The organism is Qipengyuania sp. (assembly GCF_043423005.1).
Lineage (GTDB): Bacteria > Pseudomonadota > Alphaproteobacteria > Sphingomonadales > Sphingomonadaceae > Qipengyuania.
Genome location: NZ_JBHWMI010000011.1, coordinates 40,877 through 60,011 on the forward strand (window position 1 = coordinate 40,877; position 19,135 = coordinate 60,011).

Consider the following 19,135-nt stretch of genomic DNA (forward strand, 5'->3'; position numbering starts at 1 on the left):
CCGCAATGGCGAGAGGGGCTATGGGTTCGCTACGACAGGATCAGTTGAAGCGTATGGCGATGTACTGTGCCGGGCCGCCGCGGCGCTGGACCTGCAGCAGCACCGCGCCGCGATTTTCGCGTTGGGCGGCGGCAATCGCGCTTTCGAGCCCTTCCGGCCCGGTGATCGCCTGATAGTTGGCGCTGAGGATGATATCCCCGCGCTGAAGACCCTTGCGCGCCGCATCCGAATTGGGATCGACTGCGCCGATGACCACGCCCCGCGCGTCGGCGGAAACGCCCAGCTGGCGCGCGATCTGCGGGGTCAGCGGCAGGACCTGCATGCCGAGACGATCCAGCACCACTCCGCTGCCAGGCTGGCTTTCGCCTTCCTCGGGCGCTTCGGCGTCGGGATCGAACATCTGGCTTTGCGCCAGTTCAGCCTCGCTCGGCCGCTTGCCGACGACGACGTTGAGGCGTCGCCGTTCGCCGTTGCGGATCAGTTCGACCGGGATGCGGGTGCCGGGCGCGATGTTGGCGACCAGGAACGACAGGGTTTGATCGGGGGTCACATTCTGGCCGTTGACGCTGAGCACGATGTCGCCTGCCTGGATGCCGGCCTGTTCGGCCGCCTCGCCCGGCTGGACGCCCTGGACGAATTCGCCGCGGTTGCGGGCAATGCCCAGCGACGCGGCAAGATCGTCGGTCACCGGCTGGATGCTTACCCCCAGATAGCCGCGTTCGATCGCCACGCCGCGGCGCAGCTTCTCGACGATCGGGGCGGCGACCTCGGCGGGGATGGCGAAGCCGATCCCGACGCTGCCGCCGGTGGGCGAGATGATCGCGTTATTGATGCCGATGACATTGCCCTGCATGTCGAACAGCGGACCGCCCGAATTGCCGCGATTGATCGAGGCGTCGGTCTGGAGATAGCGGTCGTAGGCGGTGCCCGAACCGGTATTGCGATAGACCGCCGAGACGATCCCGCTCGTCACCGTGCCGCCAAGCCCGAAGGGATTGCCGATGGCGACCACCCAGTCGCCCACCCGCGCCTGGGCCGAATTGCCGAAGCGCACGAAGGGGAAAGGCTGGCTGCGCGCGATCTTGAGCACGGCAAGGTCCGATGCCGCATCCGCGCCGACCAGTTCGGCCGGGTATTCGGTGCCGTCGGGCATGGTCACCGTGATCTCTTCCACGGTACCGCGCCCGGTCGGGCTGACCACGTGATTGTTGGTCACCACATAGCCGTCTGCCGAAACGATGAAGCCCGAGCCGAGCGACTGGCCTTCCCGGAACTGCGGTTCCTGCTGGCCGCCATTGCGGCGGTTGAACAGTTCTTCGAACGGGGTGCCGGCGAAAGGATTGCCGCCGGGCCGCACCTCGACCCGCTGGCGGGTGGAGATGTTGACGACGGCCGGCTGCAATTGCTCGGTCAGGTCGGCGAAGCTTGCCGGGGCCCCGGGACGCGGGACCATCCGCGCCATCTGGGTATCGTCGTTCTGCGCTACCTGGGCCCCGGCGGGATAGCCGGCAAGAGACAGGGCGGCGCCGCCGGCCAGAAGTGCGGCAGTTACGGAGTAGGCATAACGCACAGGTTCGGTTTCCTCTGAACGATTGACGAGACGATGGGCAAGGCCATGCAGGCAGGATGGGCAGTCACGAAGGGTTCGCGCCGATTGCCTTGTCCGGCCCCCGCAAGATTTCGCCGCCGACGCTTAATCGCGATTGAACGCTGCAAGGCTACTCGACGAAGCGTCAACGCTGCCCGTGGAACTGGCGCAGATACTCGTTATCGGGCGACAGGATGATGTTGCTCGCCGCATTCCCGTTCTCGGGCGCGAAGGTTGCGTCATAGCTCTGCATGGCACGATAGAAGTCGTAGAATTCGGCGTCCTTGCCAAAGGAATCGGCGTAAATGCGTGCCGCGTCCGCATCGGCATTGGCGCGAATGATGCGGGCGTCGCGGCCACCCTGTGCGCGGATGGTCCGGGCCTCGCGTTCGCGATCCGATTCCATGCGGCGGAAGGCGGACTGGAGCGGAGCGTCGGGCAGATCGGTCCGCTTGATCTGCACGTCGACCACCTCGGCCCCGTACTGGTTGGCTTGGCGATCGAGATTCGCGCGCACATTGGCCAGCGCCGTCCCGCGCTCGGCAGTCAGCATGTTCTGGAACGTGCGCCGCCCCAGTTCCTGGCGTAGCACCGAGTTGAGGATCGGCTCGAGCGCGTTGCGCACTCCTTCGGCCGAACCGGCACGCTCGACCATGCGGACGGGATCGGTGATCCGGAACCGGGCATAGGCATTCACGAGCAGGCGCTGCTGGTCGTTCGAGAGCACTTCCTCATCGCTCATCTCCAGATCGAGCAGGCGCTTCTCTACCCGCTCGACCCGTTCGATCAACGGCATGCGCAGATAAAGCCCCGCGCGCGAATCGCCCTCGAGCGTATTGACCGTGCGGACCGGCTGTCCGGTCCGGATGACCACCGCCTGCTCTTCCTCGGGCACGATGTAAATGCTCATCATCAGCGCGACGATCACCGCCGCGACCGCCAGGATCGACAGCTTGTGGTCCTGCCACATCCGCTGTGCGTCGAATGCCATCTTATTGTCCTTGTTGCGGGCGGGCGGGCACGGCCGGCTGTGCCGGGGCCTGCTGCGCGCGATTGCGAACCTCGGGAAGCGGCAGGTACGGGGTTACTCCCGGCGCCTCGACGATCGTCTTGTCGGTCTTCGACAGGACCCGCTCCATGGTTTCATAATAGAGCCGCTGACGGGTGACTTCGGGGGCGAGGCGATATTCCTCGTACACCCGGTCGAACGCTTCGGCCTCGCCCTGGGCCTGGGCAAGGATCTGCTGGGCATAGCCTTGCGCCTGATTGCGCGCCGCATCGGCGTTCTGCTCGGCCACCTGCACGTCGCGGAAGGCATTGACGACTTCGGCCGGAGGGTCGGCCTTCTCGATCTCGACACCCAGCACCCGGATGCCGGCGCGATACCCGTCGAGCGTCCGCTGCATCCGCTGGCGGACGTCCTGTTCGATCGCGGCGCGACCCTGGCCGGAAAACGCCTCGTCGAGATTGGTCTCGGCGACGGCTGCACGCATCGCCGCCTCGGCCACCTCGTTCACCGTCTCGATCGGTTCCACGAGGTTGAACCTGAAATCGGCGAGATCCTTGATGTTCCAGCGAACGATGAAGCTGAGATCGACCAGGTTCTGATCGCCGGTCAGGATCAGCTTCGCCTGCTGGCCGGAATCGGGAATGCGCACCTGACGCACGCCCTGCACATCCTCGACATGAACGCTTTCGATCGGGAAAGGCGCGGAAAACTTCAGCCCGGGATCGAGCGTGCGGGTGTAATTGCCCAGCGTCTTGACCACGCCCTGCTCCTGCGGGCCGATCAGGTGGACGCTGGTGCTGAGCAGCAACAGCGCGACCGCCCCGGCGGCAATGAGCGGAACCCAGCTCTTGCCGTTGGACCGTTCGGGCAAGCGGAACGACGGCCCCCCGGGGCCGCCCGTGCGCCTTGGGCCTTCAGGTCCGCGATTGCGGAAGATGTCTTCGATATTGGGCCCGCGGCGTCCATCGCCTGGCCCGCCGCTGCCGCCGGACGGAGGAAGCCAGGGGTTGCGCGGGCCACTGGGTTTGTCGGCCCGCGGCTCGTCGCCCTCGCTCTTGCCGCCCCAGGGATTTTTGCTGCCCGCCATGGCGAGGCGTATCCCGCCCGTAAGCCCGTCCAGAATTCTCATGAACATTGTATAGTATCGCCGGCGGGGAAAAACAGGGGTTGCGGCGCGCTTTTCGATGTTACAGCAGCCCCGGTGATGGACGGGACCGACGCGAAAACACGATTGCAGGCCGTGCTGGGCCCAGAACTGCGGGGCCGCGTCGCGGCGGTCGTCGACAGGGACGGGGCGGTCACCGTCGTCCTCGACGTCGCGGGGCTGGACGCGGCCATGCGGGATGCCGCGAAACAGGAGGTGCGCCGCACCGCGCTGGCCGAGTTCGGCGCCAATGAGGTACGGATCGCCGCCACGGCAGAGCGGCCTCGGCGGACCATCATCGCCATCGGTTCGGGCAAGGGCGGGGTCGGCAAGTCCACGCTCACCGCCAATCTCGCGGTGGCGATGGCCCGGCGGGGCCGGCGCGTCGGGCTGGTCGATGCGGATATCTACGGGCCCTCCCAGCCGGTCATCTTCGGGGTTCAGGACCAAAAGCCCACCACGCGCGACGACAAGCTGGTGCCGATCGATACCGGCAAGGGCGTGCACCTGCTGTCGATGGGCAATCTCGTCGCGCCTGGCAAGGCGCTGGCGTGGCGCGGGCCGATGGCTGGCGGCGCACTGGCGCAACTGGTCGATGCCGACTGGGGGGAAACCGATCTGCTGCTGATCGATCTGCCTCCCGGAACCGGCGATGTGCAGCTGACGATGCTGCAGAAATTCAAGCCGGCGGGCGCAATTCTCGTCTCCACTCCGCAGGATCTCGCCCTGATCGACGCGGCGCGGGCCGGACAGCTGTTCGAGGCCGGCGGCGTGTCGGTGATCGGGCTGGTGGAGAACATGGCGGGCTATGCCTGCCCCCATTGCGGCGAGATGTCCGATCCGTTCGGCGCCGGCGGGGTCGAGCAGGCCGCAGGACGGCTGGATCTGCCGTTCCTCGGCCGCGTACCGCTCGACATGGCTATCCGGCTCGGCAGCGATCGCGGCACCCCCCCGGCGGCGCGAGACGAAGCCGTGGCGGCACCGTTCCAGCGGATCGCCGCGGCGCTCGATGAATGGCTGAGCGCCAGGGCGTGAGCCTGCCTGCCGTATCCCGCCGGCGGCTGCTGGTGGGGGGTGCGGCGGCGGGAGGCCTGCTGGTCGCCTGGTCGCTGTGGCCGCGCAGCTATTCCGCTCCGCTGATGCCGGGCGAAGGGGAGGCCGGGTTCGGCGGCTGGCTCACCATCGGACGTAGCGGCGTGGTCACGGTCGCCATACCCCAGCTCGAGATGGGGCAGGGGGTAACCACGGTGCTGGCGCAGGTCGCCGCGGTCGAACTGGGCGCGGACTGGCGCCAGATCGCGGTCGAACCGGCACCGCCTGCGGGCCTTTATGCGAACCTGCCGCTTGCGGCCCGCTGGGCGCCCTTGTGGACGCCGTGGCGCGGCGGGGCCGGCACGGGCGAAAGCCTTGTCGTCGAACGCTTCGCCCGCGGCAACGCCTTTGCAGCGACCGCGGCAGGCACCTCGTTTGCCGCATTCGAAATCCCCCTGCGCGAGGCGGCGGCGGCCGCGCGCGACATGCTGACCCGGGCTGCCGCCGCACGGCTCGACGTTGCGCCCGAAGAATGCCTGGTTGCCGATGGCCTCATCACCCATGCCGGCAGGGCCTTGCCCTTCGGGGCGCTGGTCGATGATGCCGCAGCCCTTGATCCTCCCGATGTGGCGCCGCTGCGATCGACCCCGGCGCGCGAGGATCCGCTGTTCGCGGACGCGGGAGATGCGCCTGCCTTTCCGCGGCTCGATCTCCCGGCGAAGATCGACGGCAGCTATCGCTTTGCCGCCGACATTCGCTTGCCGGGCATGCTGTTCGCCGCGATCCGCCACGGGCCGTGGAATACGCCGGACTTGCGCGCGTTCGACAAGGAGGCGGCCGCGGGGATGCCGGGGCTGGTCCGGGTAGTGAAGAGCCGGCGCTGGCTGGCCGCGGTGGCGACGAACTGGTGGGCCGCGGATCGCGCGCTCGCACGGATGCGGGCGAGCTTCGGCGGGCCGGGCGGGGTCGACAGTGCGCGAATCGAGGCGCTGCTCGACGCCGGGCTGGATGCCGGAGAAGACCGGTCCGAACGGATCGTTACGCAGGGCGATCCCGACGCGGCGCTGGAAACCGCCCTCCTGCGCCGCCGGTACGCAATCGCCCCGGCAGTTCATGCGCCGCTCGAGACCGGTTGTGCCACCGCGCGCCTCGAAGGTGGGCGGCTGGAACTGTGGGCCGCGGCGCAGGCGCCGGAAGCGGCCCGGCAGGCGGCCGCCGCCGCAGTCGGGCTGTCCCCGGCCGACGTCGTATTCTATCCCGTGGGTGCCGGAGGCAGCTTCGATGCACGGCTGGAGGTCCAGCACGCGGTGGAAGCAGCGCAGATTGCCGCCGAAGTCGGGCGCCCGGTTCAGCTGACGTGGTCGCGAACCCAGGATTTGCAGGCAACCCCGCCGCGCCCGCCCGTTCGCGCCGAGCTGGTCGCGGCATTCTCGGGCGAAGGCGAGCCCGCCGCCTTGCGCACCCGCTTGGTCATGCCCCCGACCATGCATGAAATGGGCCGCCGGCTCTTCGCCAATACCACGCCGCAAAGCGCCATTGCCGACAGCGCGGGGCGGGCCGACGCGCTTGCGTGCGAAGGCGCGCTGCCGCCCTATGCCATCGCGCATGTCGCGGTGGAGCATGTGCCGGTCGAACTGCCATTGCCGACCACGCGAATGCGCGGCGGCAGCGAGACGTACACCGCGTTCTTCACCGAATCCTTCATCGACGAGCTGGCGACCGAAGCCGGGCGCGACCCGTTCCTGTACCGCATGGCTTTGCTGGGGCAGGCCCCGCGGCTGGCGGAGGTCCTGCGCCGCGCGACCCGCCTCGGCAACTGGGACGGCGGCCGGCAGGGCAGCGGGCAGGGCGTTGCCCTCGTCAAGATGGGCAGCGACGGCGAGGACATGGCAAGCGGCGTGATCGCCTGCGTCGCCGAAGCCTCGTTCGCCGACGGAGCCCTCAGCGTGCGCCGGTTGTCCGCGGTCGCCGACATCGGGCGGATCGTCAATCTCGACATCGCCCGCCAGCAGATCGAGGGCGGGCTGATCTTCGGGCTAGCTCTGGCCGCCGGCAGCAGTGCGTCCTACGAGGGCGGACGGCCGGTACCGCGGCGTCTCGGCGGGCTCAATCTGCCGCGGCTGGCGACGACGCCCGCAATCGCTCTCGAACTGGTCGCCAGCGAGGGGCCGGCGTTCGATCCGGGCGAGCTGGGAGTGGCGGTCGCCCCGCCGGCGATCGCCAATGCGCTGTTCGCCGCGACCGGACGCCGCTATCGCTCTCTTCCCTTGTCACAGGACCGCGAATGACCTGGCAATTGCAAGCGCTTCCCGCCGACCATCCCCCCGTCAGGAGCGGGCGGGTGGGTGTCCTCCTGTGCAATCTGGGCACGCCCGATGCACCCGATGCAAGGTCGGTGAAGCGCTATCTTGGCGAATTCCTGTCCGACCGGCGGGTGGTGGAGATACCCCCCATCGCATGGCAACCGATCCTGCGCGGCATAGTCCTCAACACGCGCCCGAAAAAAAGCGCCCATGCCTATTCCAAGGTCTGGCAGGAACATGGTTCGCCGCTTGCCGTGATTACCCGGACCAAGGCCGAGGCGATGCAGGAGCGGCTGGGCGATGCAGCCGTGGTCGACTGGGCCATGCGGTACGGCAAGCCTGCCATCGGCGACCGTTTGGAGGCGCTGATGGATGCGGGATGCGAGCGGATCCTGCTCGCCCCGATGTACCCCCAATACTGCGCGGCGACGACGGCAACGGTTGTGGACAAGGCGGCGGACAAGTTGCGGACAATGCGTTGGCAACCAAGCCTGCGCACGCTCCCCCCTTATCACGACGATCCGGCCTATATCGATGCGCTGGCCGAGGATATCGGGCGCCAGATCGATGCGCTGGCATTCCGCCCTGAGGTCCTTCTCCTCAGCTTTCACGGGATGCCGCAGCGCACGCTGGAATTAGGCGATCCCTATCACTGTCACTGCCGCAAGACCGCCCGGCTGTTGGAACAGCGGATGGAACGCCCCGGGCTGCGCTTCCGCACCAGTTTCCAGTCCCGCTTCGGGCGCGCGAGATGGCTCGAGCCGGCGACCGATGCCGTCCTCGCTGAAGAGGGGCGTGCGGGCACCCGGTGCCTTGCCATCGCCGCGCCGGGATTCTCCGCCGATTGTCTCGAAACACTGGAAGAGCTGGGCATTCAGGGGCGCGAGCAGTTCATGGCGGCGGGCGGCACCGATTTCGCAGCGCTGACGTGCCTCAATACCTCGCCGGCGGGGCTGACCATGCTCGAGGCGCTGCTGCGGCGCGAATTGCAGGGCTGGATAGACAACTGACGGTTACTTACACTAAGGTAAGTTGTAAGGAGCAATCGACTGATGGCCACGCTCGCTGCGCATTCGCCTGCCGAAACCGCCCCGCCGCACTGGACGCAAGGCGCCCCCGATGCAGCCGACCTGGCCCAAATTCCGGGCGACGCCGGCTGGCCGGTGATCGGCAATACGCTGACGATGCTGGCCGACCCGCACGAGTTTACCCGCGCGATGGTCGCCAAGCACGGCCGGGTGTACAAGAATCGGGCCTTCGGCGGCTGGAACGTCGCGCTGATCGGGGCGGATGCCAACGAACTGGTGCTGTTCGATCGCGACAGGCTGTTTTCCAACGAACAGGGCTGGGGCCCGATCCTCGACAAGCTGTTTCCGCGCGGCCTCATGCTGATGGATTTCGATCATCACCGCGCCGATCGCAGGGCCTTGTCGATCGCGTTCAAGCCCGGTCCGATGCGGCACTATTCCGACGCGCTAAACCGCGGGATCGCTGCGCAGGTCCGGAACTGGGGCGGGCGCGAGATGCAGTTCTATCCGGCGATCAAGGCACTGACCCTGGACCTTGCGGCCGATAGCTTCATCGGGATCCCCTGGGGGCCGGAAGCGGATCGTATCAATCAGGCGTTCATCGACATGGTCCAGGCCAGCATTGCGCCGGTCCGCAAACCGCTGCCGTTCACGCAGATGAAGCGCGGGGTCGACGGGCGGGCGTTCCTGGTCGAATATTTCACCGCCGAGACCCACCGCCGCCGGGCGGCGGGCGGCGGGCAGGACATGTTCAGCCAGTTCGCCACCGCCACGCGCGAGGATGGCAGCCTGATGGCGGTCGACGAAGTGGTCGATCACATGAACTTCCTGATGATGGCGGCGCACGATACCATCACCTCCAGCGCGACCTCGCTGATCTGGCTGCTGGCGAAGCACCCCGAATGGCAGGACCGGTTGCGGCAGGAGATCGAAGCGGTCACCGGGGGGCTCGCCGCTGACGGGCAACCGCGGCCGCTGTCCTACGACGATCTCGGCAGGCTTGATCTGACGGAAATGGCGTTCAAGGAAGCGCTGCGGATGATCCCGCCCGTTCCCTCGATGCCGCGCCGCGCCCTGCGCAGTTTCGAGTTCGGCGGTTATCGCATTCCGGGCGGGACCCCGGTCGGCATCAACACCCATTTCGTCCACCATGACGAAGAGCACTGGGACGACCCCTATGCGTTCGATCCGCTGCGCTTCACGCCCGACAAGGTGAAGGCGCGGCACAAGTATGCCTGGGTGCCGTTTGGCGGCGGGGCGCATATGTGTCTGGGCCTGCATTTCGCTTATATGCAGGTGAAGATCCTGCTGGCGCAGATGCTGCCGCGCTATCGCATCGAGCTTGCTGCAGGCGATCCCGAATGGCAGGCCTGGCCCATTCCCAAGCCGAAGGACGGGCTGCGGATCAGGCTTGATCCGCTCTAGCCGCCGGCCTTAGAAATCGATGGCAATCCCGTCTTTCACCCAGTCACCGTAACGAGTGGGGCTGAGTTCCTCCTTGTCGGTGCCCGGGCGGGGCGTCGGCGGGGGGTCGGCACTCCAGTGCGCGGGTTTGACGAAGGGGCGGGGCCGTTGGTCGCTGCGCTTGTCCATCGGCAGGACATGCGGACGCTGGCGCCCGCTTTCAAGGCAGGATAGGGCGCATGCCATGGCCCCACCACCCGGTATTCACGCGCGCAAGGCGGCGCTGCGCCTGCTCGACGCGGTGCTGCGGCGCGGCGAAACACTGGATCAGGCGTTCGGCGCCGCGACCGCCGATCTGCGCCGGTTCGAGGACAAGGCGCTGGCCCGCGCCATCGCCGCCGAATGTCTCCGCTGGCTCAACGATCTCGACCACGCGATCGACAGCGCGACCCGCCAGCGTCTGCCCGGCGATGCCAAGGCGCGCATGGTCCTGCGCCTGATGCTGGCACAGACCTGGCGGCTGGGTACTCCGGCGCATGCCGTCATCGCGACCGGACTGCCGCTGCTGTCCGCCGGCCCGCGACGGCTGGCCCACGGGGTGTTCTCGCATCTCACGGGGACGGACGGGCCGCAACTACCCGCGGTGCCGACCTTGCCGGCGGAAGTGGCCGCGCGCTGGGGCGCAAGGGCTGAGGCGATCGCCGCCGGCCTCGCCGATCCGCCGCTGCTCGACCTGACGCTGCGCGATCCGGCGGAAACCCGGCGGTGGCAGATCGAACTCGGCGCCGATACCCTGGCGCCTGGACACCTGCGGCTCTCCCGCGGAGAAAATGTGGAAAAGCTGGCCGGCTATGCCGATGGCGCGTGGTGGGTGCAGGATCTCGCCGCCTCGCTCCCTGCGAGGCTGCTGGGTGAGGGCGGGGGGCGGCACGTGCTCGACCTGTGCGCAGCCCCCGGCGGCAAGACCATGCAGCTGGCCGCCGCAGGCTGGAAGGTCACCGCGCTCGATCTGTCGAGGCGGCGGCTCGATGTGCTGAAAGCCAATCTGAAGCGGACCGGGCTGAATGCGGGGACGATTCGCGCCGATGCCCTGACGTGGGAGCCGCGGCACCGGTTCGACGCGATCCTGATTGATGCGCCATGCACGGCGACGGGCACCGCGCGGCGCCACCCCGACGTGCTCCACCGGATCGGCACGCGCCACATCGAGGAGGCGACGGTTCTTCAGCGCGAGCTGCTCGGCCGCGCGCAGCACTGGCTTCAGCCGGGAGGGCGGCTGGTCTATGCAGTCTGTTCGCTGGAAGAGGCGGAGGGGGCCGGTATCGCCGGGACCTGCGGGCTGGACCCTGACCCCATCGACGGAGGCGAACTGCCCGCCGGCCTGGAACCCGACGCCCGCGGATGGCTGCGTACCGATCCGGGGATGCTGCCCGCGGCGGGCGGGCTGGACGGTTTCTTCATCGCCCGCTTTCGGGCCCCGGCCGGGTGATGGGGCCGCTCCTCTCTCCCGCGGATGGCGCCCCGGTGCGCGGCAATGGTGTTGCGGTTACGCAGAGCCCGTTCCTGCTCATCGGGGATCACGCCGGCCATGCGATTCCAGCGGCGCTCGGCACGCTGGGCCTGGGTGCAGACGATCGCATGCGTCACATCGCGCTCGATCTCGGCATCCGCGAGTTGGGACTGGCCGTGGGCGAACTGCTCGAAGCGCCGTTCCTGTGGCAGCATTTCTCGCGGCTGGTGTGTGATTGCAACCGCGCCCCTGCCGCCGAGGATTGGGCCGCACCGGTCAGTGACGGAACGACGATCCCGGGCAATATCGATCTTGTTCCGGAAGCGCGACAACAGCGCGAGGACGAAATTTTTGCGCCGTACCACCGGGCCATCAGTGCCGCGCTGGACCAGCGCGCCGCCGCATCCGTTCCCACGGCGCTGATCGCCTTGCACAGCTTCACCCCGCGGATGCGGGGGCAGGATCGGCCGTGGGAGATCGGCATCCTGCATGACGGGCACGAGGACGAGTTGGCGCGGCGTGTCCTCCAACTGCTGCGCGCGGTCCCCGGACTGATCGTCGGGGACAACGAACCCTATACGATGGACGGGACGGATTATACCGTCCCCCGCCACGCATTTGCGCGGAGGTTGCCGTATGTGGAATTCGAGGTGCGGCAGGATTGCCTTGCCGACCGGGCCGGCATTGCGCGCATGGCGAATCTGATCGTGGATGTGCTGAAGCAATAAAAAGCCCGGCAGGATCGCTCCTGCCGGGCCCTTGTCGTTGGCTTGAGCGAAGGGCTTAGAAGCCCATGCCGCCCATACCGCCCATGCCGCCCATATCGGGCATGCCGCCGGCGGGCTTGTCGTCCGGCTTCTCGACCACCGCGGCTTCGGTGGTGATCAGCAGGCCGGCAACCGAAGCGGCGTTCTGCAGGGCGGTGCGAACCACCTTGGTCGGATCGATGACACCGGCCGAGACGAGGTTCTCGTAGGTATCGGTCGAGGCATTGAAGCCGAGCGTGTCGTCGTTGCCGTCGATCAGCTTGCCAGCGACAACCGCACCGTCATGACCGGCGTTCTGCGCGATCTGGCGCACCGGGGAGCTGAGCGCCCGGCGAACGATGTCGATCCCGCGGGTCTGGTCGTCATTGACACCGGTAAGCCCGTCCAGCGCGCGCGAGGCATAAAGCAGCGCGGTGCCGCCACCCGGGACGATCCCTTCCTCGACCGCGGCGCGGGTTGCGTGAAGCGCGTCGTCGACGCGGTCCTTGCGCTCCTTCACCTCGACCTCGGTGGCCCCGCCGACCTTGATCACCGCGACGCCGCCGGCAAGCTTGGCCAGCCGTTCCTGCAGCTTCTCGCGGTCGTAGTCCGACGAAGTGTTGTCGATCTGGGTGCGGATTTCGCTGACGCGGGCCTTGATGTCGGCTTCGTCACCGGCACCATCGACGATGGTGGTGTTGTCCTTGTCGATGGTGACGCGCTTGGCCTCGCCGAGCATGCCCAGCGTGACGTTCTCGAGCTTGATGCCGAGATCTTCGCTGATCATCTCGCCGCGGGTCAGGATCGCGATGTCCTGCAGCATCGCCTTGCGACGATCGCCGAAGCCCGGAGCCTTCACCGCCGCAACCTTCAGGCCGCCGCGCAGCTTGTTGACCACCAGCGTGGCCAGCGCCTCGCCTTCGATGTCCTCGGCGATGATCAGCAGCGGACGGCCCGACTGGACCGCGGCCTCGAGCACCGGCAGCATCGACTGGAGGTTCGACAGCTTCTTCTCGTGGATGAGGATATAGGGGTTATCCAGTTCCACGGTCATCTTGTCGGGATTGGTAATGAAGTAGGGCGAGAGATAGCCGCGATCGAACTGCATACCCTCGACGGTTTCGAGCTCGAACTCGAGGCCCTTCGACTCGTCGACGGTGATCACGCCTTCCTTGCCGACCTTTTCCATCGCCTCGGCGATCTTTTCGCCGACTTCGCGGTCGCCATTGGCCGAGATGATGCCGACCTGGGCGATCTCGCTCGAACCCGAAACGTCCTTCGAACGGCTCTTGAGGTTCTCGACGACCCTCTCGACCGCGAGGTCGATGCCGCGCTTCAGATCCATCGGGTTCATGCCGGCGGCAACCGACTTCATGCCTTCGGTCACGATCGACTGGGCGAGCACGGTGGCGGTGGTGGTGCCGTCACCGGCCGCGTCGTTCGACTTCGACGCGACTTCCTTGAGCATCTGCGCGCCCATGTTCTCGAACTTGTCCTTGAGTTCGATTTCCTTGGCGACGGTGACGCCGTCCTTGGTAATGCGCGGTGCGCCGAAGCTCTTGTCGATCACGACGTTGCGGCCCTTGGGGCCGAGCGTGACCTTGACGGCATTGGCGAGAGTGTCGACGCCGCGCTGAATGCCTTCGCGCGCGTCGCGGCTGAACTTGACGTCCTTGGCTGCCATGATTGTCTACTCCTGAATTTCGGTCGATTTGCAGTAGCGATGCGAGGGTCGGCTCAGCCGATGATCCCCATGATGTCGCTTTCCTTCATGATGAGCAGGTCTTCGCCATCGAGCTTGACCTCGGTGCCGGACCACTTGCCGAAAAGCACCCGGTCGCCCTGCTTGACATCGAGCGGGGTGATCTTGCCGTCGTCGGCGCGGGCGCCCGAACCGACGGCGACGATTTCGCCCTCGCTCGGCTTTTCCTGCGCGCTGTCGGGAATGATGATGCCGCCGGCGGTCTTGCTGTCGGCCTCGATGCGGCGGACCAGAACGCGGTCATGCAGTGGACGAAATGCCATGTCTGAACCTCTCAGATGACTAGGGTTGATCGGAATTGGCACTCGCCCATGACGAGTGCCAGCGGCGCGCATATGTGAATGGCGGACAACCGAGTCAAGCTTGGGCGGGCGTAAATTTGCGCCCCTGATGCAGCCGTTATCCAACTCTCGATGGCTGGAACGATCAGCTCGCCGGGGCCGCGGTCAGGCCCAGCCGGTCACGCCGGGCCCATCGTTGGCCCAGCAGCAGTGCGGCGACGGTCAGGCCGATAGCCAGCCCGATCCAGATGCCGGTGCCCGCAAGCGGAGTGGCGAAGCCCAGCACCATCGCCGTGCCGATGCCCGGCACCCAGTAGGAAAACGCCGCGATCCACATCGGCACGCGGGTATCCTGTAACCCGCGCAGTGCGCCTGCCGTCACTGCCTGCACCCCGTCGAACAGCTGAAACGCAGCCGCGATGACCAGATACTGCAGGGCAAAGCCCGTCAGGACAGCATTTGCCGGATCCCACGGGTCGACATAGATCGCCAGGAGATAGCGAGGCATCGCGATCATCAGGATCGCGGTCAGCGCCATGAAGGCGGTACCGATCGCAATCGCGCTCCACCCGGCGCGGCCGATCCCTGCGCGATCGCCCGCGCCGTAGAAATAGCCGACCCTGATCGTGGCCGCCTGCCCGACGCCGAAAGGCACCTGGAAGGCGAGCGAGGCGATCTGCAGGGCAACCGTGTGCGCGGCCAGCTGGCTCGCGCCGATATTGCCCATCAGGAACGCGGCGGCGCCAAAGATGCCGGCCTCGGCAGTTATGGTCAGCGCGATGGGGGTTCCGATCGCCGCAATCGTGCGCAGGCGAGCCCAGTCGGGCGCCCACCACCGCCCGAAGACGCGGTAGCGGTGCAGAAGCTTGTCGAGACGGATGGCGAGGACATAGGCCGCCAAGGTCGCCACACCCGTCAGGATCGTTGCCGCCGCCGCGCCCTGGAGGCCCAGTTCGGGCGCGCCGAGGCGGCCGAAGATGAAGGCATAATTGGCCAGCGCATTCACCCCGATGCCGAGCGCGGTGATGACCATCGCCAGCACCGGCCGGCCAAGCGCTGCGACAAAACTGCGCAGCACGTTGTTCGCCAGCATCGGCACGAGGGAGAATATCAGGAGCCCGTTGTAGGTGTTGGCCAGTTCGCGGATCGCAAGGGACTGCCCGGTAATCCGCATGATCGGATCGAGCAGCAGGCACAGGCCCATGCCGACCACGCCGATCGCCAGGCTGAGCCACAAGGCCATGCGGACCGAGCGGCGAACCGGACGCAGGGCCGGCGCGCGTGCGCCGAGTTCGGCGGCGATGACCGGGGCAACGGCACCGGTCATTCCGCTCAGCGCCCAGAGGACGAGGCCGAACAGGGCGACGGTCAGCGCCGAGGCGGCAAGTTCCTGCTCGCCCAGCCGGGCGATGAAGATCACGTCCACCGCATAGGTCAGCATCTGTAACAGGTTCGCGCCGGCAAGCGGCCAGCTCAGCCGAACCGTTTCGCGCAGTTCGCGGCGCCTCAGATGGCGAGTAGGCGGGGGCGCGGGCATCGACGGCGGCGGGGCAGGGTTCTGCGGCATTGCGGCCCGCGCATTAGCGCTGTCTGGTGTACCGGGTAAGGGTCTGCCCGCCAAACGTTCAACATATGTGCAGAAAACGTCCGGAAGCGCAGAAATCCGCCATTTTTTCCGACCAATGACATTGCACCGCCGGGATGCGGCCCCTAGGTCGAAGAGGTGCACACTTATTGAAGGCCCGTATGATGCATGCACCCCAGCCGCAGGTGAAAGACGAAATGCAGATCGTCGTCCCGGCCCGTTTCGATCGCCCGTCCGGCGATGGTTCCCGGCGCGGCGAACCCCGGCGGCGGCTGGCCCTGTCGACCACGGCGCAGCAGGGCGCGGGCGGCCCGGCAGTCGATATCCTCAACCTTTCACCCGGCGGCCTGCTGCTGCGGACGGGCGAGGGACTCGACATGAGCGAGGCGCTGACGGTCGCCCTGCCGGAAGCAGGTGACAAGACGGCGGAGATCGTGTGGCATTCGGGCGATCTTTACGGCTGCCGTTTCGCCGAACCGCTGAGCCGTGGCGAATTCAGTGCCGCCCAGCTCGCCGCCCGCCACGCGGCGCAGGATAACGAGGATGCGGCCGCCGCCGGACCAGCGGGCGAAGGGGAAAGCTTTGGCCAGCGCCTCAAGCGGCTGCGGGTGGGCTCGGGCTATTCGATGGTGCGGCTGGCCGCGGCTGCAGGGGTGACCAAGCCGACCCTGTGGAAATGGGAAACGGGCCGGGTCCATCCGCGCCAGCGGGCGCTGCGGCAGCTGGCGGAGGTACTGGGTGTCAGCGGCTCCTACCTCGTGTTCGGGATCGACGACAACGGACCGCGGATCCAGCCGGGCGGCAGTCTTGCCGAAACCGTGGCCGCCAGCCGGCAGGCGATCGCGGACCAGGCCGGGGTCGGCCCCGAGAAGGTGACGATCGACATCGACTTCGGCTGACGGTCGGGCCGCCGCGCCGCGTGCCGGGCATACGAAAAAGGGCGGCGCCGTTGCGGCACCGCCCTCTTTTCTTGTTCAAGCAGCGCCCCAAGAGAGGCGCATAATCGGCAGGAGCGCGAGGCCCCCGGCCGCTTACTTGAGTTCGACGGTGCCGCCAGCGGCCTCGATCTTGCCCTTGATCTCTTCGGCTTCGGCCTTGTTGACGCCTTCCTTGAGAGCCTTGGGAGCGCCTTCGACCAGCGCTTTGGCTTCGGTGAGGCCGAGGCCGGTGATGGCGCGGACTTCCTTGATGACCTGAATCTTCTTGCCGCCGTCCCCGGTAAGGATGACGTCGAATTCGGTCTGTTCTTCGGCAGCTGCGCCGGCGTCGCCGCCACCCGCACCCGGGGCCGCAACGGCGACCGCGGCAGCGGCGCTCACGCCCCACTCATCTTCGAGCGCCTTGGCAAGCTCGGCGGCTTCCATGACGGTCAGCTTCGACAGTTCTTCAACAAGCTTGGCGATATCGGCCATGATGTTTCACTCCAGATAGGCCGGGGCGGATAATTTTGTGCCCCGATGAATAGGTGTTCGTTTGGTAAAACCGGTTTACGCCGCTTCCTTGGCTCCATAGGCGCCGAAGACGCGGGCAAGCATCGAGGTGGGCTCCAGAATCGTGCGAACGACCTTGGTGGCCGGCGCATTGACGAGGCCCACGATCGTGCCGCGAAGTTCGTCGAGGCTGGGCATCGAGGCGAGCGCCTTGACCCCTGCTTCATCGAGCTTCTGCGCGCCCATCGAACCGCCGACGATCTCGATCTTGTCGGTGGTCTTGGCGAACTCCACCACGGCCTTCGCCGCGGCGACCGGATCGGCGGAATAGCCGAGCGCGGTCGGACCGGTCAGGTACTCGTCGAGCCCTTCGTAGTCGGTGTCCTTGAGGGCGAGCTTGGCGAGACGGTTCTTCGCGACCTTGTAGGACGCACCGGCTTCCCGCATCTTCGTGCGCAGGGCGGTCGACTGCGCGACCGACAGGCCCAGGTTGCGGGTCACGACGACCACGCCAGCCTGGCTGAAGACTTCGGAGAGCTGAGCGACCGCATCGGCTTTCTGCGAACGATCCATGCCATACTCCTTCACTGATGATCGCAGCGGCATGACCGCGGCGACCGGCTGCATGTGTCCGCGCTGCCGCAAGGGCAGTGCGGGCGAGTCCGTACGACAAGGGAAGGAGGCGCCTGCTGGCGTGTAGACGACGGGGCGGCCGGTTGCGGCCGGACCCGTGCGAATCTCTTTTCCCCGCCTCGGCTGGAGATTAAGAACGGCACCAGGCCGGTCACCAGCTGTCTCGGACGGATGACCGGCATGGGCCCAGTGCCAAAAGCAAAGAGGCCCGCCGGTCGGGGCGGGCCTCTACAGAAGCTGGGCGCAAGGTCAAGCCTCAAGTGACGCCATCAAATGCCGTCTGCTGTATCCTCCAGCGTGTCGGCACGCTGTTCGAGGTTGTCGGCGTTCTGTTCCAGCGCCTCGGCCGCGACCGGATTTCCAGCCTCGTCCGCTACGTCGGCGCGTTCCTCGGCCAGATCGGCCTGAGCTTCGACGACACCGGCCTGGGCATCCATGACTTCGCCCTGCATTTCACGAACATCGTCCTGTTCTTCAGCAACCTCTTCGGCGGGACCATCGCACGCCGAGAGGGCGAAGATGGCTGGAAGAGCGGCAAGTGCGATAAGCTTTTTCATGTGCGTTCCCTTATATGTGTCCAAACAAGACATCCGATATCGCAAGGTATGTAAAGCTGCGATTTCAGGTGCCGGCCTAGCGCGCGTCGCGGGCGTCCTGCTTGGCTTCGGCCTTGGCTTCGAGACGGTCGGCGGCGGCGGGATCGGTATCCTCGAGCCGGTCCGCAGCTTCCTCGTCAGCCTCGGCGCTGTTGTCGAGCTGGGTCTCGCTCATCTCGTCGAGCGCCGGCGTGGCAGGCGTCGTCGGGGTGGCAGCAGCGGTAGCCGGGGTCGTCGGGGCAACCGGTTCGGCATTTGCCGTGTCGGCCGGGGCAGTAGCGGTTTCATCGACCTGGTCGCCACATGCGGCCAGCACGAGGGCAAAGGGTAGCGCGGCGGCGGCGGTAACGAACTTCTTCATGGTGATCTCCGGAAAAACGGAAAAACGGGCGCCGCTGCGGCTTGCAGCAGGCACCCGTTCGAAAGCTGCCCGGGGCAGGAATGCCCGCCCCGGACGTAGCTTGTTACATCGGCGTCGAGGTCGGCGCCGGGGTCGCACCGGCAGTCGGCGTCGCCATCGGATCGGCAGCGGTCGTGTCGGTCGCCATCGGATCAGCAGTCATGGTGTCGGTCGCCATCGGATCGGCAGCCATCGTGTCGGTCGCCATCGGATCGGCGGCCATGGTGTCGGTCGCCATCGGGTCGGCAGCCATCGTGTCGGTCACGGCCGGCTCGGTGGTTTCGGCGGCATTGTCGCAAGCGACGACTCCCAGGGCGAGGGGAAGGGCGAGGAATGCAAACTTCTTCATGGGATCGATCCTTTTATGCCACAGCGGCTGCCTTAAAATGGCCGTATTGCCGCCGCCATGCAAACACATTCGTTTTGAGGGCAGAAAAATCTCGCTGCCCACTCGTCGGCAAAGGTAGCGGACAGCACCGGCGGCCTGCCAACACCCTTGACGGGCAGCGGAGGTTTCCCTACTTCCCTACCCGTTCGCCAGCTTCGAGCGAGCCCGATTCATGCGCGGGGATCAGGCACAGGAAGGAAGCGGCGGTTTCAGAACGCGATGCAACGAAGCCAAGCCGCACCAGGCCGCCGATCGGGCTGCCTGTGACGCGGCCTCTTCCTGCGTCTGCGGACTGG

The 19,135-nt window shown here is 67.0% G+C and carries 19 protein-coding genes; 7 read left to right on the forward strand and 12 right to left on the reverse strand.

What is annotated here, in order from left to right:
* Positions 1-40 precede the first annotated feature (40 nt).
* The 3 genes from ACHFFA_RS02290 to hflK all read right to left on the reverse strand — a co-directional run bounded on the left by ACHFFA_RS02290 (position 41) and on the right by hflK (position 3,726).
* Positions 41-1,570, reverse strand: a complete 1,530-nt coding sequence (locus ACHFFA_RS02290) for a Do family serine endopeptidase (RefSeq protein ID WP_394269213.1) — start codon at positions 1,568-1,570, stop codon at positions 41-43.
* A gap of 163 nt (positions 1,571-1,733) precedes the next feature.
* Positions 1,734-2,579: a protease modulator HflC gene (hflC, locus tag ACHFFA_RS02295; protein ID WP_394269214.1), complete on the reverse strand. Its 846-nt coding sequence runs from the start codon at positions 2,577-2,579 to the stop codon at positions 1,734-1,736.
* 1 nt (position 2,580) lies between these two features.
* Entirely contained in the window at positions 2,581-3,726 is a 1,146-nt protein-coding gene (gene hflK / locus ACHFFA_RS02300; RefSeq protein WP_394269215.1) for a protease modulator HflK, read from the reverse strand.
* Positions 3,727-3,801: 75 nt separating this feature from the next.
* Between hflK and ACHFFA_RS02305 the strand changes: the two genes are divergently transcribed.
* The 4 genes from ACHFFA_RS02305 to ACHFFA_RS02320 are packed head-to-tail and all read left to right on the forward strand — an operon-like array spanning position 3,802 to position 9,529.
* Complete coding sequence (locus tag ACHFFA_RS02305) at positions 3,802-4,776, forward strand: Mrp/NBP35 family ATP-binding protein (RefSeq protein ID WP_394269216.1); 975 nt, start codon at positions 3,802-3,804, stop codon at positions 4,774-4,776.
* The gene (locus ACHFFA_RS02310; protein ID WP_394269217.1) at positions 4,755-7,061 is read left to right on the forward strand and encodes a molybdopterin cofactor-binding domain-containing protein; all 2,307 of its coding nucleotides are present in this window, start codon (positions 4,755-4,757) and stop codon (positions 7,059-7,061) included. Before ACHFFA_RS02305 ends, ACHFFA_RS02310 begins: the two co-directional genes overlap by 22 nt.
* A complete protein-coding gene (gene hemH, locus ACHFFA_RS02315) occupies positions 7,058-8,086 on the forward strand; it encodes a ferrochelatase (protein WP_394269218.1) in 1,029 nt (342 codons plus the stop codon). The genes ACHFFA_RS02310 and hemH overlap by 4 nt, the downstream gene beginning before the upstream one ends.
* A 42-nt stretch (positions 8,087-8,128) precedes the next feature.
* Complete coding sequence (locus tag ACHFFA_RS02320) at positions 8,129-9,529, forward strand: cytochrome P450 (RefSeq protein WP_394269219.1); 1,401 nt, start codon at positions 8,129-8,131, stop codon at positions 9,527-9,529.
* Between the two features lie 9 nt (positions 9,530-9,538).
* Here ACHFFA_RS02320 and ACHFFA_RS02325 read toward each other — a convergent pair whose 3' ends face one another.
* On the reverse strand, positions 9,539-9,697 hold the full coding sequence (locus ACHFFA_RS02325) for a DUF1674 domain-containing protein (protein WP_394269220.1): 159 nt from the start codon (positions 9,695-9,697) through the stop codon (positions 9,539-9,541).
* A 55-nt stretch (positions 9,698-9,752) separates the two neighbouring features.
* Here ACHFFA_RS02325 and ACHFFA_RS02330 point away from each other — a divergent pair, with 55 nt between their 5' ends.
* Together ACHFFA_RS02330 and ACHFFA_RS02335 are read left to right on the forward strand one after the other, a co-directional pair.
* Positions 9,753-10,997 (forward strand): RsmB/NOP family class I SAM-dependent RNA methyltransferase, encoded by a 1,245-nt coding sequence (locus ACHFFA_RS02330; RefSeq protein WP_394269221.1) that lies wholly within the window; start codon positions 9,753-9,755, stop codon positions 10,995-10,997.
* Positions 10,997-11,746, forward strand: coding sequence for an N-formylglutamate amidohydrolase (locus ACHFFA_RS02335; RefSeq protein WP_394269222.1), 750 nt, complete (start codon positions 10,997-10,999; stop codon positions 11,744-11,746). Before ACHFFA_RS02330 ends, ACHFFA_RS02335 begins: the two co-directional genes overlap by 1 nt.
* Positions 11,747-11,801: 55 nt before the next feature.
* On the opposite strand, the gene groL is transcribed toward ACHFFA_RS02335, so the two are convergent.
* From groL to ACHFFA_RS02350, 3 genes are all read right to left on the reverse strand, one after another.
* On the reverse strand, positions 11,802-13,448 hold the full coding sequence (gene groL, locus ACHFFA_RS02340; RefSeq protein ID WP_394269223.1) for a chaperonin GroEL: 1,647 nt from the start codon (positions 13,446-13,448) through the stop codon (positions 11,802-11,804).
* A 53-nt stretch (positions 13,449-13,501) separates the two neighbouring features.
* Positions 13,502-13,789: a co-chaperone GroES gene (gene groES / locus ACHFFA_RS02345; protein WP_394269224.1), complete on the reverse strand. Its 288-nt coding sequence runs from the start codon at positions 13,787-13,789 to the stop codon at positions 13,502-13,504.
* A 163-nt stretch (positions 13,790-13,952) separates the two neighbouring features.
* Positions 13,953-15,344 (reverse strand): MATE family efflux transporter, encoded by a 1,392-nt coding sequence (locus tag ACHFFA_RS02350; RefSeq protein WP_394269225.1) that lies wholly within the window; start codon positions 15,342-15,344, stop codon positions 13,953-13,955.
* Positions 15,345-15,577: 233 nt separating this feature from the next.
* Between ACHFFA_RS02350 and ACHFFA_RS02355 the strand changes: the two genes are divergently transcribed.
* Positions 15,578-16,291, forward strand: coding sequence for a helix-turn-helix domain-containing protein (locus tag ACHFFA_RS02355; RefSeq protein WP_394269226.1), 714 nt, complete (start codon positions 15,578-15,580; stop codon positions 16,289-16,291).
* A gap of 132 nt (positions 16,292-16,423) precedes the next feature.
* On the opposite strand, the gene rplL is transcribed toward ACHFFA_RS02355, so the two are convergent.
* The 5 genes from rplL to ACHFFA_RS02380 all read right to left on the reverse strand — a co-directional run bounded on the left by rplL (position 16,424) and on the right by ACHFFA_RS02380 (position 18,800).
* Complete coding sequence (rplL, locus tag ACHFFA_RS02360) at positions 16,424-16,804, reverse strand: 50S ribosomal protein L7/L12 (RefSeq protein WP_394269227.1); 381 nt, start codon at positions 16,802-16,804, stop codon at positions 16,424-16,426.
* A 75-nt stretch (positions 16,805-16,879) separates the two neighbouring features.
* A complete protein-coding gene (gene rplJ / locus ACHFFA_RS02365) occupies positions 16,880-17,395 on the reverse strand; it encodes a 50S ribosomal protein L10 (RefSeq protein WP_394269228.1) in 516 nt (171 codons plus the stop codon).
* A 329-nt stretch (positions 17,396-17,724) separates the two neighbouring features.
* Entirely contained in the window at positions 17,725-18,012 is a 288-nt protein-coding gene (locus ACHFFA_RS02370; RefSeq protein ID WP_394269229.1) for a hypothetical protein, read from the reverse strand.
* Between the two features lie 76 nt (positions 18,013-18,088).
* Positions 18,089-18,412: a hypothetical protein gene (locus ACHFFA_RS02375; RefSeq protein ID WP_394269230.1), complete on the reverse strand. Its 324-nt coding sequence runs from the start codon at positions 18,410-18,412 to the stop codon at positions 18,089-18,091.
* 103 nt (positions 18,413-18,515) lie between these two features.
* Positions 18,516-18,800, reverse strand: a complete 285-nt coding sequence (locus ACHFFA_RS02380; protein WP_394269231.1) for a hypothetical protein — start codon at positions 18,798-18,800, stop codon at positions 18,516-18,518.
* Positions 18,801-19,135: the final 335 nt, after the last annotated feature.